Genomic DNA, 16,412 nt, shown 5'->3' on the forward strand with positions numbered 1-16,412 from the left:
AAAACGCTCGGCTGGAAAACCCCAGCCGAGCGCCTGCGTGATCTACTGACAACTACGTAAGCCATCAGGTGTTGCGAGGACCCCAAGAATCCGCCCTCGGCGTGCGGGGCACCGTCGTCAGCACCGCAATCGGTGCGCACGGCCGGGAACGATGTGCGCCGGCCGGACGGCCGCGTGGCACTGCAGGGTCCGGAAAGAGCCTGACCGGTGGAGTTCTCTCCCTCCCACGGTGGAGACCGTGACCGGAGGGACGGGTGAGGGCATGACATTCCGGATGTGCACCTACCGAGCCATCCGGACGCGACGGAAGCGCCGCCAACTGCCGTGCGCTGACGCCGGTGGTGACGAGTCGCCCGGGCCTGTGCCTCGGTTCCTGCCCGACGACCGGCGCTCGACCACCCACTATCGCGTCGTGCCCTGATTGCCCTTTCACGCGATCCGGAGGCATCGTGGTACCCCCTTCGCCGTCGCCGGGTTCCTGGTGACGGTCTTCCCCTGATCGCCCCCGGAGCCGGCTTGGCCCTCCCGGTTCCCCACGCCACCGACGGTGGCCACCACGAGGCTCTTCCCGTCGTCCTCGGCACCGTCACCGGTCTGCACGTCCACACCGCTCTCGTCGCAGCCGGCCCGTCGCCCCGGTCCTGCACTCCGCCCCGGCCTTCGGCGCCGTCCGGCGTTCGGCGCCCCGCGAAGGGCACGCACCCGCGCCGTGCCGCCCCGCGGCCCCGATCGGAGCAGCAGCGACGCGCGAGCGCAGCATCGAACTGGGAGCGCTCTCAGAGGGGTGGTCGCTACAGATATCCTGGTTCGCACAGGACCGCACACGCCCCACCGCGGGCGACCCGTCCGCACGACCCGTCCGCCACGCCCAGCCCGAGGAGCGCCCGTCTTGACCGAGCAGACCGCGGGGCCCCGCCCCACGCTGGAAGCCGTTGCAGCACGCGCCGGGGTGTCCCGCGCCACGGCCTCCCGGGTCGTGAACGGCGGTGCGGGAGTCCGGGCTCCGCTCGTCGAGAAGGTGCGCAGGGCCGTCGAGGAACTCGGATACGTCCCGAACCATGCGGCCAGGACCCTGGTGACCCGCCGCAACGGCGCCGTGGCCGTGATCATCGCGGAGCCCGAGTTCCGGATCTTCTCGGATCCGTTCTTCGAGCAGCAGGTTCGTGGGATCAGTCGCGAACTGACCGCACACGACTCTCAGTTGGTGCTGCTGTGGGTGGAAGGCCCGGGAGACCACGAACGGATCTCGCGGTATCTGGGCGGCGGGCACGTCGACGGCGCGCTGGCGTTCTCCCTGCACAGTGACGACGCGCTGCCGGCAGTGATCGAGCGGGCCCGGATTCCGGTGGTCGTCGGTGGGCGCCCGGCTCCGGGGACCGATCCGACCGTGCCGTTCGTCGACTGCGACAACCGCGGCGGGGCCCGGGAGGCCGTGCGCCATCTGGTGGAGCTCGGCCGGCGGGCCATCGCGCACATTTCCGGCCCCCCGGACCAGACCTCGGCGATCGACCGGATCCGTGGTTACCGGGACGTGCTCCTCGACGCCGATCCCGGGCTGCTGTGCCGGGGCGACTTCACCGAGGAGAGCGGGGCCCGCGCGATGGCGGAGCTGCTCGACCGGCGACCGGACGTCGACGGAGTGTTCGTCGCCAATGACCTGATGGCCTCGGGCGCGCTGCGGACCCTGCGGGAACGCGGGGTGCGGGTGCCGGAGGACGTGGCAGTGGTCGGCTTCGACGACATGGCCTCGGTGGTCGAAAGGACTTCGCCCGCCCTGACCACCGTGCACCAGGACATCGAGGGCATGGGCCGGTTGATGGTGAAGCTGCTCATGCGCTTGCTCGACGGAACCGGTCCGGAAATCCCCGGGTCGGTGATCACGCCCACCTCACTGGTCCGCCGCGCTTCCGCGTGAGGCGTGCGCGCCCCTCCGTGCGAGGGCGTGCGCGGGGCGGCGGGCCCGGAGGTGTCTCCGGGCCCGCCGCGGTCTTCCGTGAGGACGGGGTCAGTCGTACGGGATGACGACCACGGAGCGGTCGGTGCCGGTCTGGAGCCGTGAGTCGCCGTTGCCGATCGCGCTCCACACCTCCAGGCGGACCGTTCCGCCGTGCAGGTCGCCGAGCGTTCCGGTGGCGGACTTCAGGCCGCGCGCCTGGCCGTACTCCTCCCAGCCGTTGATCGGGTCGGTCGCGAAGTAGTGGTAGGTCTCGGTCCGGTCGAAGGTGCCGTCGCCGGTGAGGTCGTAGCTGATGCGGGCCTGCTGGCCGAGGCCGACGATCGTGCCGGCGTCCACCTGGAGGCGGAAGACGGTCGAACCACCGGGCTTGAGCGTGCCGTTGACGCCCCTGATCTCGTAGACGAGCGGCGCGTGCGGGGTGCCGTCGTGGTTGGCGCCCTGGGCGGAGGCGATCGTGTCGCTGCCGGCGGTCGCTCCGGTGGCGGTCGTCAGGATGCCGCCGGTACGGAGTTGGAAGGTGTTGCCGGTGGAGGGTCCCGGGCCCGGGTCGGTTCCCCCCGTTCCGGTGCCGGTCGCAGTGGAACGGGCCGGTACGGAAAGGGTCTTGCCGTCGGAGAAGGTCACCGTGCGGGCGGTGGCGCCGTAGTTGTGGGCGGCGTAGGTGCGGGTGGTGCCCTTGGCGAAGACGGCGGAGGTGGGGATCGATCCGGTGACCGTGGCGTCGGGGGCGCCGAGGCCGTCGAGGGTGGTGATCCAGTGGTAGGTGTGCGCCTTGGACTCCCCCGCCTCCGGGACGTAGCCGGCGTTCCCGGCATCCCACTTGGCCTTGGCTGCGGCGGGGTCGGCGAGGGACTGGAACTCCCAGAGGACGTCGCGCCATTCGACGGCGGGACCGCCGTTCTCGCGTTCCATCTCGGCGAGGTTCCGCCGGATGGCGTCCTGGTGTCCGCCGAGGTGCAGCGAGCCACCGGTCACCGGGAGGACGTTGATGCCGTGGATCTCTTCGGGGTTCGCGGTCCACCAGGTGGCGTAGGCGGCTCCGCTGCCCCACACCATCCCGGCGGTGTCGTGCTGGAAGGAGGCGGGGAAGACCTGCTGGTCGGCGTCGAACCAGTACTGGGCGATGGCCTCGCTCTCGGTGGTGAGCAGATAGGTGCCGAGGTCGCGCAGCGTGGTGTCGCCGGTGACCGAGCCCCAGAGGACGAGGGCCGCGCTCAGGTTGGTGGACTCCGAGGAGGATTCCTGGTTGTTTCCGGCGGCGAAGCCCTGATGACCGCTGGCCCAACTGTGGCCCGCATAGACGTCGAAGCCGCGCAGGAACGGGAAGGCGCCGTCCGCGCGACTGGGATTGGCGGTGTCGCGGACCAGGGTCTTGACCATGGTGCCCCAGGCCGGGTCGGCGGCCCAGGCCGGGTCGTACTGGGCGACGATCGCCGCCGCGTACACGTAGTAGCCGTAGTGGAAGTGGTGGTCGTTGAGTTCGGTGTCGCTGCCGTAGGAAGCCGGGTAGCCGGTGAGGGTCTTCCAGGTCCGGTCGTAGGAGAACTCGTTGGCCCCTCCGGCCGTGAACCACTCCTGGAGCCGCCCCTTGATCAGGCCGAGCAGCTTGTCGCGGACGGCTCCCTCGCCGATCTGGTCGGCGAGCGGAACGAGTTGGGCGAGCTTGCCGAGGGCCTTGCCGGTCCAGTAGGTGTCGACGGCACCGGAGAACGGGTCGGAGGAGTTGGCGACCTCGTTGAGGTATCCGCGCAGTCGGGCCGGGTCCACTCCGGTTCCCGGGAGGCCGGGCAAGGTGGCGGCGGCCGGCTGGGAGGTCGTGAAGGAGGTCGCTTCGCGGACCTTCATGGTGCCGCGGGGCGAGACGTAGGAGTACGGGGTGAGCGGGTCGGTGGTGTGCAGCCACTGGTGGCGGTAGAGCGCCTGGAGGGTGCCCCGTTCGGTGCCCTCCTTCGCCTCCGTGGTGAGCGCGTAGGTGGCCCGGACGGTCCCGGCGTCATAGCTCCAGTTCACCGTGGACCCGGTGACGAAGCTGTACGCGTACTTCCGGTAGGTCGCGAGCGCGCCGGTGGAGGGCAGGACGGCGACGGAGAAGTAGTCCTTGCCGCCGAGACCGGTGGTGATGGTCGTGCCGGTGACCTTCCAGTCGGTCCCGCTGGGGGCGAAGAGCGCGTAGTGGTGGCCCGCGACGGTGATGCCGAGGACGTTGCCCTGGTCGGCGAAGACGGCGGGGACCTGGGCGGTGGTGATCCGGGCGTCGCCGCCGGTGCCCTTGGCGTACACGAAGGGCAGGCCGTGGCCGATCGTGGTGCGCAGGGTCCGCGCGCCGTCGGACCAGTAGGGGGTGACGGTCCAGTCCGACCAGGCGTCCGCCTTGGTGTCGGGCGAGTTGAGGCCGGTGAGGCCGAGGGTGAGGTCCCGCTTGTGGGCGAACTCGTACTGGCGGCCGTCACCGACGATCGCCGGGCTGGTCGGGTAGCCGATCTCCAGGCCGCCGGCGACGGCCTGGTAGGTGAGCGGGTGGCCGTACATGGGAGTGGAGTACGGGTTGTCGCCGTACCGCTGGAAGGCGAGGGAGGACCACCAGTCGTTGGTGGGGACCGGCTTGCCCTGGGCCGCGGAGGTCACCTTGGGGGTGACCGGCGCACCGGTGTTGGTGGTGGGTCCGGAGGTGCCGGGAGGCCTGGTGTCGGAATAGCTACCGGCGCCGGCGGGGACGGTGGCCGCTGCCACGGGGGCGGCTGCGGGGCCGAGCCCCAGGGCGGAGAGGGCGGAGACCAGGACCAGCACTGCGGCCGGTCTGCTGCGGGGGGTTGGCATGAAGGAGCACCTCATGTCGTCGCGGCGGATGGGGGGAAGAGGTGGCACGGGGACACCGGTGAGAGCGCTCTCAAATTGTCGGAAACGTAAAACCCGCGAAACGGCCGTGTCAATAGATTGAACACGGAAGGGAGTTGACACCTCCTTCCGTCCGATGTGCCTTCGAGGCTTGACGGATGCCCCTTCCGGGGGGCACGCTCCCTGCGCAAGATTGAGAGCGCTCTCAAGCATGGTCGACCGCTTTCGAACGCCGTGCACTGCTGTCGCTCGTCCCGCTCGTCCCGCTCGTCCCGCTCGTTCCGGAGCCAAGGAGGCTTCCCATGCCCATCGCCCGAGCCGCCAGGAGAACCACCGCCCGACTGGGAGCGGTCGTTCTCGCCGGGGCACTGCTCGCCGCCTGCGGAAATTCAACGGACACCGCGTCCGGGGACGGCGCCGGGGGCGAGGTCACGATCACCGTGGACCTGTTCGGCTCCTTCGGATACAAGGAGGCCGGACTGTACGCGGAGTACGAGAAGCTCCACCCCGGGGTCACGATCAAGCAGACGGACACCGAGGACGAAGCCGACTACTGGAAGTCCCTGCAGACCCGACTCGCCGGCGGCGGCGGCCTCGCGGACGTCCAGGGCATCGAGGTCGGGCGGATCGCCTCCGTCGCCCAGCAGCAGGCCGACCGGTTCGAGGACCTCAAGAAGTACGGGGCGGACGCGCTCAAGGACCAGTTCGCCCCGGCCAAGTGGGCCGCCGCCACCGGCAAGGGGGGCGAGGTCCTCGGCCTCGGCACCGACGTCGGTCCGGAGGCCCTGTGCTACCGCACGGACCTCTTCGAGCAGGCCGGACTCCCGACCGATCGCCAGGAGCTCGCCGCGAAGTGGGCCACCTGGGACGGCTACCTGGAGCTCGGCAAGCAGTACAAGGCGAAGGCCCCCGCCAAGAGCACGTGGATCGACAGCGTCGGCAGCCTCTACTCGATCATGATCGGCCAGGAGGAGGAGCGGTACTACGACGCCTCCGGAAAGCTGATCTGGGAGGACAACCCGGCCCTGCGCAGCGCCTGGGACCACTCCGTCGAAGCCGCGCAGGCCGGCCTCAGCGCCAAGCTCGACCAGTGGTCCCCGCAGTGGAACCAGGCCTTCGCCGCCGGCTCCTTCGCCACCATCCCCTGCCCCGCCTGGATGCTCGGCTACATCAAGGGCCAGGCGGGCGAGGCCGGGAAGGGCAAGTGGGACATCGCCGCGCTTCCCGGTGGCGCCGGCAACTGGGGCGGTTCCTACCTCGCCGTACCGAAGGCCGCGAAGCACAAGGAGGAGGCGTACGAGCTGATCAAGTGGCTGACCGCTCCCGAGCAGCAGGCCCGCCTCTTCGAGAAGCAGGGCAACTTCCCCTCCTCCACCGGAGCGATCGAGAAGGTCACCGGCGCCAAGGACCCGTACTTCTCCGACGCGCCCATCGGCAAGATCTTCGGTGACGCCGCGAAGGCCGCCCCGGTGCAGGTCCTCGGGGTGCACGACCAGAACATCGCCCAGCAGATCACCAATGCGCTGAGCGAGGTCGAGAGAAAGGGCACCTCGCCCGAGAAGGCCTGGTCGAACGCGAAGAAGGGCGTCGCGAACACCATCGGTTGACCTCCTTCTCCCCACGGGCCCGACTCCCCTCGGGCGCTTCCGGCACGGACGGGCCCCGACTCCCCTCGGGCGCCCGTCCGGCGCGGCGCCCCGCCTTCGGCCCCGGTCGACACCGACGGTCCCGCCCTCGGACGCCCCGTTCCGCACCGCAGGTGCCCCTCCGCACGTCCCGCTCCCCGACCCACCCCCCAAGAACCGAAGGGCCGACCGTGACCCTCACCGCACCGCAGGCACCGGCCGCCCCGCCGCGCGCCGCCCCACCGCCCCGACCGGGCCCCGTGCGGCGGGCCTGGCGGACGATATCGCCGTACGCCTACCTCGCCCCGTTCTTCACCCTGTTCGCCGCCTTCGGCCTCTTCCCCCTGCTCTACACCGCCTTCGTCTCCCTGTACCGGGTGGAGCTCCAGGCTCCCGACGACATGGAGTGGCGCGGCCTCGGCAACTACACGGCGCTCCTCGGCGACGAGTACTTCTGGATCGCGCTGCGCAACACGTTCACCATCGGCGCCCTCTCCACCGTGCCGCAGTTGGTGATGGCCCTCGGACTCGCGCACCTGCTGAACTACCGGATGCGCGGACGCACCTTCCTGCGGACCGCGGTGCTGCTTCCGTACGCGACCTCGGTGGCCGCCGCCACCCTCGTCTTCGCCCAGCTCTTCGGCCGGGACTTCGGGCTCGTCAACTACGCCCTCGGCCTGATCGGTATCGGTCCCGTCGACTGGCAGAACGACACGGTCGCCTCGCAGATCGCGGTGTCGACGGTCGTCATCTGGCGCTGGACCGGCTACAACGCGCTGATCTACCTCGCCGGCATGCAGTCGATCCCCGACGAGCTGTACGAGGCAGCCGCCATGGACGGCGCCTCGCGCTGGAGGCAGTTCTTCCACGTCACGCTGCCGGGGCTGCGGCCCACGATCCTCTTCACCGTCATCGTCTCGACGATCGGCGCGACGCAGCTCTTCGGCGAGCCCCTGCTCCTCGAAGGGTCGATCTCCGGCGGCATCTCCCACCAGTACCAGACCCTCGGCCTCTACATGTACGAGCAGGGCTGGGGCTTCTTCCACCTCGGGCGGGCAGCCGCCATCGCCTGGGCGATGTTCCTGCTGATCGTGGTGCTCGTCGGGATCAACGCCCTGATCGTGCACCGCCGTTCCCGCAAGGAGGCCGGCCGATGACCGTGCCCACCCGATCGGCGCGGCGCGGCCCCTCCCGGGCCGGCCGCACCCTGCACGCCGGACCGCTCGCCTACGCGATCCTGATCCTCGCCGTCCTGATCTCGGCCTTCCCGTTCTACTGGACGATCGTTGCCGCGAGCCGCTCCAACGCCGACCTGGCCCAGGTCCCACCGGCCCTCCTGCCCGGAGCGCGCCTCATGGGCAACTTCGAAGCGGTCCTCGAAGAGGCGGACATCGGCAAGGCACTGGTGAACTCGCTGCTGGTTTCCGGCTCGATCACCCTGGGCACCGTCCTGTGCTGTACCCTCGCCGGCTTCGCCTTCGCCAAGCTGCGCTTCCGCGGTCGCGGTGCGCTGCTCGCGCTCACCGTGGGCACCATGATGATCCCGCCGCAGCTGGGCGTGATCCCGCTGTTCATGCTGATCGCCGAGCTCGGCTGGGTGAACCAGCTGCAGTCGGTGATCCTGCCGGGTTTGGTGTCGGCGTTCGGCGTGTTCTTCATGCGGCAGTACTTGGTGCAGTCCCTGCCCGACGAGCTGATCGAGGCGGCACGCGTCGACGGGGCGTCCACCGCACGGATCTTCTGGGCCATCGTGGTGCCGATCGCCCGGCCCGGGATGGCCGTGCTCGGCCTGCTGACCTTCATGGCCGCCTGGAACGACTTCTTCTGGCCCGTCGTCGCCCTCTCCTCCTCCGAGCCCACCGTCCAGGTCGCACTGCGCCAACTCGGCGGCGGTTACGTCCACGACCAGTCCGTGATCATGGCCGGCACGCTGCTCGGCACCCTGCCCGTGCTCCTCGTCTTCGGCCTCCTCGGCCGGCAGATCGTCGGCGGGATCATGCAGGGCGCGGTCAAGGGCTGACAGCCGCCCCCTCCTTCTCCAGACCTCTCACCGCAGGGAGCTCCCCTCCATGACCGCGCTCGACACCCACACCGACGCCACGGCCGTCCACCGCTTCCCCCAGGGCTTCCGGTGGGGCACCGCCACGGCCGCCTACCAGATCGAAGGGGCCGCTGCCGAAGACGGTCGCACCCCCTCCATCTGGGACACCTTCAGCCGTACGCCGGGCAAGGTGCGCAACGGCGACACCGGCGACATCGCCGCCGACCACTACCACCGGGTCGACGAGGACGTCGCCCTGATGCAGCGCCTCGGAGTGACCGACTACCGGTTCTCCATCGCCTGGCCCCGGGTCCAGCCCACCGGGCGCGGACCGGCCGTCCGCAAGGGCCTGGACTTCTACCGACGGCTCACCGACACGCTCCTGGAGGCGGGCATCCGGCCCGTGGCGACGCTCTACCACTGGGACCTGCCACAGGAGTTGGAGGACGCGGGCGGTTGGCCGCACCGGGACACCGCGCACCGGTTCGCCGAGTACGCGGACATCATGGCCGACGCCCTCGGCGACCGGGTGACGACCTGGACCACGCTCAACGAACCCTGGTGCGCGGCCTTCCTGGGCTACGGCAACGGCGTGCACGCACCGGGCCGCACCAGCGACCTCGCCGCGCTGCGCGCAGCACACCACCTGAACCTGGCGCACGGCCTGGCGGCCCGTGCGCTGCGCGGGGCGCTGCCCGGGACGGCGGAGGTGTCCCTGACGCTGAACCTCCACGTGGTGCGCGCCCTTTCGCGGGCTCCGGAGGACCTGGACGCGGCACGCCGGATCGACGCGGTCGGGAACCGGATCTTCCTCGACCCGGTCTTCCACGGTCGGCTCCCCGAGGACCTGGTCCGGGACACGGCATCCGTCACCGACTGGTCCTTCGTCCGGGACGGTGACCTGGAGACGGCAGCCGCGCCGATCGACTCGCTGGGCATCAACTACTACTCGCCCGCCGTGGTCACGGCCGGCGCCTCCGAGTCGCCCTCTCCGTGGGCGGGCGCCGAGCGGCACGTGCGCTTCGAGCCCGTGCCCGGACCGCGCACGGCCATGGACTGGCCGGTGGACGCGAACGGCCTGTACGAGCTCCTGGTGCGGCTGCGCGACGAGCTGCCGGACGTACCGCTCGTGATCACGGAGAACGGGGCGGCGTACGACGACTACGCCGACCCCTCGGGAAACGTGAAGGACCCGGAGCGGGTGGACTACCTGCGCGCGCACTTGGAGGCCGTGCACCGGGCCCTCGGGGCCGGTGTCGACGTGCGGGGCTACTTCCTGTGGTCGCTGCTCGACAACTTCGAGTGGGCGTACGGGTACAGCAAGCGCTTCGGGATCGTCCACGTGGACTTCGCCACGCAGCGCAGGACCTTGAAGGACAGTGCGCGCTGGTACGCGGACGTCATCGCCCGGGGCGGCCTCGGAACGGACTGACGGCGTCCGGGGCGCCGTGCCCCCCCTCTGGGTCACGGCGCCCCGTTCCTCATCCGAACCGGGTCACATGCGTCCCCACAGGGCGGGGACGTTCGGCGGCTCCCAGCCGGTCTGGGCCTGGTGGCCCTGGATGCAGCGGTAGCTCGCACCGCCGTACGTCACCACGTCACCGGCCGTGTAGACCTTGCCCGCCGCCCAGGTGCCGCCGGGCTCCGGGTCACCGGGGCCGGGGCCCGGGTCGCTTCCGGTGGTCCGCAGGGTGAGGCCGTAGTTCTGCAGCAGCGGGTTGAGCGGCTGGAAGAAGGTCGTGCCACCGCTGGAGCAGTTGCCGGAGCCGCCGGAAGTGACGCCCTGCGCCTGGCTTCCGGAGATGTACGAGCCTCCGGAGTCGCCCGGCTCCGCACACACCGTGGTGCGGGTCACGCCCGAGATCGTGCCCTCGGGGTAGGTGACGCTGGTGTTGTGCTGCTGCACGGTCCCGCAGTGCCAGCCGGTGGTGGAGCCGGAGCGGCAGATGGAGGCGCCGACCGGCTGCAGGACCGATCCGGTCACCTGGACGTTCGCGCCGCCGGCCCCCTTCACGTACGGGGTGGACGTCCAGCTGCTGTTGGCGGCCACCCAGGCCATGTCGTTGCCGGGGAAGATCGAGCCCTGGAAGCTGCCCTGGGACACCTGGTTGAAACCGCTGGTGGTGGTGCCCGCGCGGCCGCAGTGACCGGCCGTCGCGAAGCCCTGGGTGGTGCCCCGGGTGACGGCGAAGCCGACCGAGCAACGGCCGCCGCCGCCCATGTAGTACGCGTCGCCGCCCCGGATGTCGTACAGCGGGCGGGGCGCCTCGGAGGTGCTGACGACGCGCACCAGGTCACGGGGGACGCCGGTGGCGGCGACGAGCCGCGCTCCGGCACCGGCCTTCGTCTCCTCGACGACCAGGACGTTGGCCCGGACGTCCACGTACCGGACGGGCGCCTCGGCGGTGGCGGCCCGGTCGAGGGCCTCCTTCGCCCGTTCCAGGGCGGTCAGACCGTGCGTCACGAGCCGGGCCTTCGCGCCCGTGGCCCGTATCGCAGCCGCGTCGGCGGGACGGGTGGTGGCGACGGTGAGGGTACCGGCCTCGGTTCCGTCCACCCAGGCGCCCGCGAAGGCGGCGCCCAGGCCCTGGCGGAGCCGGGCGGCGGTGGCTCCGGCCTCGGCCTCGTTGGCCAGCCTGGTGAGGGCCTGGGTCCGGGTCAGCCCGAGGTCCCGCTGCATCGCCCGGAGGACCTCGGGCTGGGCGGCGTCGGCACCGAGCGCTTCGGCGGCGGTCTTGGGAGCGGGGGCGGCGGTCCGCACGGTGGACGGCGGCGTGAGGTCGCTCGGTTGCGGGGCCGCGCCGGCGGACCCGGACTGGAGGCCGGCCAGTGCCATTCCGGCGGCGGCCAGCACGGTACACGCCGCGCGGGCGTGTCGTCGGAGCATGAGTGTCTCCTCGGTTCTCGGTGGGGGATCTGCGAGAACCGTAGGGAGCCCGACGGGGCTGCGGGAGTTGTCGCTCGGCCCCTGCCACCGCGTTATGGCCGGGCGGCGGGTGCCGGTGCCGCCGCCGTCACCGCGGGCTGCCCTCGGGCCTGGGCTCGACCGTCGCCGTCCGGCCGGCGCTGCGGGCGAGCGCCTCGCCGTGGGCGGCCCGGGTGTGGCCGAGCACGGCGGTGGCCCGGCCCGCCGCACGGCCCTCCGGATGCCAACCCAACAGGTGTCGCCACACCAGGGGGGCGCCGGTCAGCGGTCGGGCCACCAGGCCGGGGGTGGCGGGGAAGGTGGCCCGGCACAGTCCGACGGCCCGGCCGACCTGGACCAGGTGCACACAGGAGGCGGTGTCCGTCTCGTACACGCAGGCAGGGGTGAAGCCGGCCCGGACGCACGCTGCCGCGAAACAGTCGCCGAAGCAGCCGTCGCCGGGCACGTCGGTCCAGGCCTCCGCGGCGAGTTCGGCCAGGTCGATCTCGCCGCGGGGAGCGAGCGGATGATCCGCCGCCAGCATCACGTGCACGGGGTCGCGGGCCACCTCCGCCCAGGTCAGCCGTCCCTCCTCGGGCGGACGGCTCTCGCCGCAGACCCCCACCAGGGCGAAGTCCAGTCTGCCGCTGGTGACCCCACCGGCGATCTCGCGCTCCGACCACGAGGTGTGGGTGGTCACCGGGGTTCCGGGGTCCGTGCGGGCGATCCGGTCGACGAGGCTGCCGAGCAGCGGACCGTGCGTGCTGCCGAGTCGGTAGCCCTCCGCTCCGGAGCGGGCGAAGCGCACCGCCTCCTCTTGGAGTTCGCACACGGCGGGCAGCACCACTCGGGCCCGATCGAGGACGAGGTCGCCCAGCGGGGTGGCCCGGACTCCCTCGCGGCCCCGCTCGAACAGCGCCCCTCCGAGGGCCCGTTCGATCCGCTTCAGCTGTGCGCTGAGCGCGGGCTGCGCCAGCCCCAGCGCGGTCGCGGCACGGGTGAGACTCCCCGCGTCCGCAATGGCCCGGATCGTCTTGAGGTGCCTCAACTCCAAGTCCATGTGAAGAGCTTGACGTGCCTTGCCAAAGAGGTCCAGACCAACGAACCGGGTAGGGGGATAGTCTGCTGGCCCTTCGAAACGCGCGCCCGATCTCTTCAGGGAAGCGAGCGAGACACGGGCTACGCGGGCGCGCACGCGCGGGCCAACCGGGCGGGCGACGGCGCGATCGTCGGGATGAGCAGCAATCCGGACACGCGGATGGCGGGGGTGTTCACCCACCCCTGACGGGGGTTTCCCGGCGGTGCCCGCTCGTCTCCGGCGGATCCGGCACGACCGGGGCGGATCCGCCGGTGGGTTCCCTGCTTCTTCCCCGGTCCCGGCTCCGGGCTTCTCCCCCTCGCGTCGTGGTCGGGTTCCGGTGCGGCCGCGACCGGGGCCGCACCGGGCCCTGCGTCACGCCGGGTCCGCCGGGGGCGTGGCGTCCGGTCGCAGTGCGGACACCGCGCCGAGCAACAGTTCCAGGGCGAACGGGTACCCGCTGTCGCGCATCTCGGCGGCGAGCAGCAGGAAGGTCGCCGCGACGTTCGGGTGGCTGTCGGGCGAGAGTCGACCGTACACGGCGTGCCAGACCTCCGCCTCCTTCTCCCGGGCGGCCGGCGGCAGGGCGAGTGCGGCGGCGTCCTGGGCGGCGAAGGCGAGGGCCTGGTCGACGAAGGCGTGGTAGATCCGCACGGCGAGGCCGTCCGGGAAGCCGGCGGAACGGAGGACGCCGAGGATCCGTTCGACGGCCCGGGTCTCGTACGGCCGTCCGGTGGTGCGGTGGGCCACGAGCGCCGCCACCCGGGGGTTGGTCTGGTAGCAGCGGTGGATGCGCAGGCCCAGTTCGCGCAGATCGGCGCGCCAGTCGCCGGTGGCCGACCAGCCCTCCTGTGCACGGCCGATCATCTCGTCGGCAACGGCGAGGAGCAGGGCGTCGGTGTTCCTGAAGTAGCGGTAGAGGGCGGTGGGGTCGGCGCCGAGCGCGGCGCCGAGCCTCCGTACCGAGAGGGCTTCGGCACCGTGCTGCGCGATCAGTCGCAGCGCCGTTTCGACGATGAGCCCCTCCGAGAGGACCGCGCCCTGCTTGGTGGGGCGGCGGCGACGTCTGTTGCCTTCGGGGACCACGCGTTCGGACATGGCGGGCACCTTACGTCAACACCATTGACCTGTAAACGGCCCGCCGGGTTCGATGGCGCCCGTCAACCGCCACCACATGCTCTGGAGCTCCCATGGTCACGGCCGATCTCGTCTTCACCCGTGGTCCCGTCTTCACCGCGGACCCGGCCCGCACCCGGGCGACCTCCCTCGCCGTCGTCGGCGAGCGGATCGCAGCGGTCGGCCACGACGAGGTGCGGGACCTCGTCGGACCGGCCACGGAAGTCGTCGACCTGACGGGGAAGCTGCTGCTGCCGGGCTTCCAGGACGCGCACGTCCACGCAGTGTCCGGCGGAAAGGAGTTGGCGGAGTGCGATCTCGCCGGCACGGTCGGCGTCCGGGAGTACCTCGAACTGGTCCGCCGGTACGCGGACGCCCACCCCGACCGTGCGTGGATCACCGGTGGCGGCTGGTCGATGGAGAGTTTCGACGGCGGACTGCCCACCCGGCAGCTGCTGGACTCCGTCGTCCCGGACCGACCGGTCCTGCTGTCCAACCGGGACCACCACGGAGCCTGGGTCAACACCCGGGCCCTGGAGCTCGCGGGGCTCACCGCCGACACTCCCGATCCCGCCGACGGCCGGATCGAGCGGGAGGCGGACGGCTCGCCCAGCGGCATGCTCCAGGAGGGTGCGATCGAGCTGGTCGCCCGGCTGCTGCCGGAAACCACCCCGGAGGAGCGGCTGGCCGCTCTGCTGCGGGCGCAGACCTTGCTGCACTCGCTGGGCATCACGGCCTGGCAGGACGCACTGCTCGGTTCCTTCGGGGGAATGACGGACCCGTCGGAGGCGTACCGGACGGCCGCCGACGACGGATCGCTGACCGCCCGGGTGACCGGTGCACTGTGGTGGGACCGGGAGCGGGGCGCCGAGCAGATACCCGAACTGGTCGCCCGACGGGAGAAGTGGAGCGGAGGGCGGTTTCGGGCGGGCTCGGTGAAGATCATGCAGGACGGCATCGCGGAGAACTTCACCGCCGCCCTGACCTCCCCCTACCTGGACGGCTGCGGCTGCGCCACCGCCAACAGCGGTCTCAGCTTCGTCGAACCGGAAGCCCTGCGGGGGTACGTGACCGAGTTGGACGCCCTCGACTTCCAGGTCCATTTCCACGCCCTGGGCGACCGGGCCGTCCGGGAGGCCCTGGACGCGCTGGAGGCGGCGATCGCCGCCAACGGGCGCCGGGGCAACCGCCACCACCTGGCCCACCTGCAGGTCGTCCACCCCGCGGACCTGAAGCGCTTCGCCGTGCTCGGCGCGATCGCCAACATCCAGCCGCTGTGGGCCGCGCACGAGCCGCAGATGGACGAGCTGACCATCCCGTTCCTGGGCCCCGAACGCGCCTCCTGGCAGTACCCGTTCGGCGATCTGGTGCGCGCCGGGGCGACCCTCGCCGCGGGCAGCGACTGGCCGGTCAGCAGCCCGGACCCGATCGAGGGCATCCACGTCGCCGTCAACCGCCGGGAGCCCGGGGCGACCGAGGAGCGCGTCTTCTTCCCCGAGCAACGGCTGGACCTCAGCACGGCGCTGGCGGCCTACACCGCGGGCACCGCCCATGTGAACGGCCTCGACGACACCGGAAGCCTGCGCCCCGGTCACCTCGCCGACCTCGTCGTCCTGGACCGGGACGTCCTCACCGGCCCGCCGGAGGAGATCGCCGAGGCCCGGGTCGAGCGGACCTACGTCGGCGGGCGGCTGGTCCACTCGGCCTGACCGGCCCGGGTGCCGTGCCCGCTCCGCCCGACCGTCCCTCCGGCGTCCTCATCCGGCCCGGGGCGACCTCAGCGAGGAGGCCCGGACGTCCAGTCGGGTCGCCACGAGCGTCCCGGCAGGCTCCCGGCGACCTTGCTCCAGGACCGCGACGAGGTGCTCCACCCCGGCCTCCGCGACCGCCTCGGGCCGGAGGCTCAGCGTGGTCGTCGGCGGGTCGGTGTGCAGGGCGGTGGCGTCCTCGCTCACCAGGACGACCAGCAGGTCGTCCGGAACCCGGTACCGGTGGCGGCGCGCCGCCTCCAGGACGAGGGGCGGGCTGGCCTCGGCGACCACGAAGAGGGCGTCCGGCCGTTCGGTTCCGTCCGCTACCGCGAGGGCGTGCTCGACGGCCTCCACCACCGGCCCGTTGCCGGGCGCGTCGACGTGCACGAGCAACTCCGGCAGGCCGTGCGCAGCACACCAGGCGCGGTGGGCGGCACGGACCTCGCGGTGGAAGCGGGTGCTGCTGTCCGGCACCACGAGCACGGGTCGTCCGGCTCCCTGTCCGTGGAGGTGGTCGAGGACCTCGCGCACGGCGGCGTCCGCGTCGACGTCCACCCAGGAGGCGCCGGCCCTCCCCTCCACGGAGCGGTCGCTGAAGACGGGGATGCCGGCGGCGAGGAGGTCCTCGACGACCGGGTCGTCCGCCACCGGGTCGGCGACGACCACCGCGTCGAGCGACAGGTCGACCCACTCGCCCTGCAGCGTGCCGGCGGGCAGCAGCACCACGGCGTAGCCGCGGCGCAGCGAGGTCGCCGCGGTGGCACCGGTCAGCCGGGCGAAGTACGGCGACTCCAGGAAGGTCCAGGGGGCGTCGGCGAACTCACCGACCACGTATCCGATCAACCGGGCCCGTCCCGCACGCAGCCGGCGTGCGGTGGCGTTGGGCCGGTAGCCCATCCTGCGGGCGGTTTCGCGGGCCCTCTCCCGCACCTCGGGAGAGAGCCTTCCGGTGCCGTTCAGCGCCGCCGAGACGGTCGTCTTGGAGAGGCCCGCTTCGCGGGCCACGTCGACGAGGCGGACCCGCGGGATGGGCGGCGAGGGCTGCCCGCCGGGCCGTGAAGCTTCGGTCATGAAGGTGATGCTGCCACCCTCGCACGCTCTGCA

11 protein-coding genes are annotated in these 16,412 nt (G+C 71.9%); 6 read left to right on the forward strand and 5 right to left on the reverse strand.

The window, feature by feature from the left end:
- The first annotated feature begins 889 nt into the window (after nucleotides 1–889).
- On the forward strand, nucleotides 890–1,915 hold the full coding sequence (locus ACFW22_RS11250) for a LacI family DNA-binding transcriptional regulator (protein ID WP_386401649.1): 1,026 nt from the start codon (nucleotides 890–892) through the stop codon (nucleotides 1,913–1,915).
- A 90-nt stretch (nucleotides 1,916–2,005) separates the two neighbouring features.
- Here ACFW22_RS11250 and ACFW22_RS11255 read toward each other — a convergent pair whose 3' ends face one another.
- Nucleotides 2,006–4,774, reverse strand: a complete 2,769-nt coding sequence (locus ACFW22_RS11255; RefSeq protein WP_386401651.1) for a glycosyl hydrolase — start codon at nucleotides 4,772–4,774, stop codon at nucleotides 2,006–2,008.
- A 320-nt stretch (nucleotides 4,775–5,094) separates the two neighbouring features.
- Between ACFW22_RS11255 and ACFW22_RS11260 the strand changes: the two genes are divergently transcribed.
- The 4 genes from ACFW22_RS11260 to ACFW22_RS11275 all read left to right on the forward strand — a co-directional run bounded on the left by ACFW22_RS11260 (nucleotide 5,095) and on the right by ACFW22_RS11275 (nucleotide 9,890).
- Nucleotides 5,095–6,399 carry an extracellular solute-binding protein gene (locus ACFW22_RS11260; RefSeq protein ID WP_386401654.1) on the forward strand — a complete coding sequence of 435 codons (1,305 nt, stop codon included), beginning with the start codon at nucleotides 5,095–5,097 and terminating at the stop codon, nucleotides 6,397–6,399.
- Between the two features lie 209 nt (nucleotides 6,400–6,608).
- A complete protein-coding gene (locus ACFW22_RS11265) occupies nucleotides 6,609–7,574 on the forward strand; it encodes a carbohydrate ABC transporter permease (RefSeq protein ID WP_386401656.1) in 966 nt (321 codons plus the stop codon).
- Nucleotides 7,571–8,437: a carbohydrate ABC transporter permease gene (locus ACFW22_RS11270; protein WP_386401659.1), complete on the forward strand. Its 867-nt coding sequence runs from the start codon at nucleotides 7,571–7,573 to the stop codon at nucleotides 8,435–8,437. Before ACFW22_RS11265 ends, ACFW22_RS11270 begins: the two co-directional genes overlap by 4 nt.
- Before the next feature lie 49 nt (nucleotides 8,438–8,486).
- Nucleotides 8,487–9,890 carry a GH1 family beta-glucosidase gene (locus ACFW22_RS11275; RefSeq protein ID WP_386401661.1) on the forward strand — a complete coding sequence of 468 codons (1,404 nt, stop codon included), beginning with the start codon at nucleotides 8,487–8,489 and terminating at the stop codon, nucleotides 9,888–9,890.
- Between the two features lie 63 nt (nucleotides 9,891–9,953).
- On the opposite strand, the gene ACFW22_RS11280 is transcribed toward ACFW22_RS11275, so the two are convergent.
- The 3 genes from ACFW22_RS11280 to ACFW22_RS11290 all read right to left on the reverse strand — a co-directional run bounded on the left by ACFW22_RS11280 (nucleotide 9,954) and on the right by ACFW22_RS11290 (nucleotide 13,539).
- Nucleotides 9,954–11,345, reverse strand: coding sequence for a carbohydrate-binding protein (locus ACFW22_RS11280; protein ID WP_386401664.1), 1,392 nt, complete (start codon nucleotides 11,343–11,345; stop codon nucleotides 9,954–9,956).
- A 127-nt stretch (nucleotides 11,346–11,472) separates the two neighbouring features.
- Entirely contained in the window at nucleotides 11,473–12,423 is a 951-nt protein-coding gene (locus tag ACFW22_RS11285) for a LysR family transcriptional regulator (protein ID WP_386401666.1), read from the reverse strand.
- 393 nt (nucleotides 12,424–12,816) lie between these two features.
- Nucleotides 12,817–13,539, reverse strand: a complete 723-nt coding sequence (locus tag ACFW22_RS11290) for a TetR/AcrR family transcriptional regulator (protein WP_386401668.1) — start codon at nucleotides 13,537–13,539, stop codon at nucleotides 12,817–12,819.
- Between the two features lie 92 nt (nucleotides 13,540–13,631).
- On the opposite strand from ACFW22_RS11290, the gene ACFW22_RS11295 reads away from it, so the two are divergent.
- Nucleotides 13,632–15,266, forward strand: coding sequence for an amidohydrolase (locus tag ACFW22_RS11295; protein WP_386401670.1), 1,635 nt, complete (start codon nucleotides 13,632–13,634; stop codon nucleotides 15,264–15,266).
- Nucleotides 15,267–15,314: 48 nt separating this feature from the next.
- On the opposite strand, the gene ACFW22_RS11300 is transcribed toward ACFW22_RS11295, so the two are convergent.
- Complete coding sequence (locus ACFW22_RS11300) at nucleotides 15,315–16,379, reverse strand: LacI family DNA-binding transcriptional regulator (protein ID WP_386401672.1); 1,065 nt, start codon at nucleotides 16,377–16,379, stop codon at nucleotides 15,315–15,317.
- Nucleotides 16,380–16,412: the final 33 nt, after the last annotated feature.

Source organism: Streptomyces sp. NPDC058872, assembly GCF_042743065.1.
Taxonomy (GTDB): Bacteria; Actinomycetota; Actinomycetes; order Streptomycetales; family Streptomycetaceae; genus Streptomyces.

Coding starts and splice junctions, on each gene's coding strand:
- ACFW22_RS11255 (WP_386401651.1), bottom strand. CDS start 4,774: ATGCCAACCCCCCGCAGCAGACCGGCCGCAGTGCTGGTCCTGGTCTCC.
- ACFW22_RS11300 (WP_386401672.1), bottom strand. CDS start 16,379: ATGACCGAAGCTTCACGGCCCGGCGGGCAGCCCTCGCCGCCCATCCCG.
- ACFW22_RS11260 (WP_386401654.1), top strand. CDS start 5,095: ATGCCCATCGCCCGAGCCGCCAGGAGAACCACCGCCCGACTGGGAGCG.
- ACFW22_RS11280 (WP_386401664.1), bottom strand. CDS start 11,345: ATGCTCCGACGACACGCCCGCGCGGCGTGTACCGTGCTGGCCGCCGCC.
- ACFW22_RS11275 (WP_386401661.1), top strand. CDS start 8,487: ATGACCGCGCTCGACACCCACACCGACGCCACGGCCGTCCACCGCTTC.
- ACFW22_RS11270 (WP_386401659.1), top strand. CDS start 7,571: ATGACCGTGCCCACCCGATCGGCGCGGCGCGGCCCCTCCCGGGCCGGC.
- ACFW22_RS11295 (WP_386401670.1), top strand. CDS start 13,632: ATGGTCACGGCCGATCTCGTCTTCACCCGTGGTCCCGTCTTCACCGCG.
- ACFW22_RS11290 (WP_386401668.1), bottom strand. CDS start 13,539: ATGTCCGAACGCGTGGTCCCCGAAGGCAACAGACGTCGCCGCCGCCCC.
- ACFW22_RS11285 (WP_386401666.1), bottom strand. CDS start 12,423: ATGGACTTGGAGTTGAGGCACCTCAAGACGATCCGGGCCATTGCGGAC.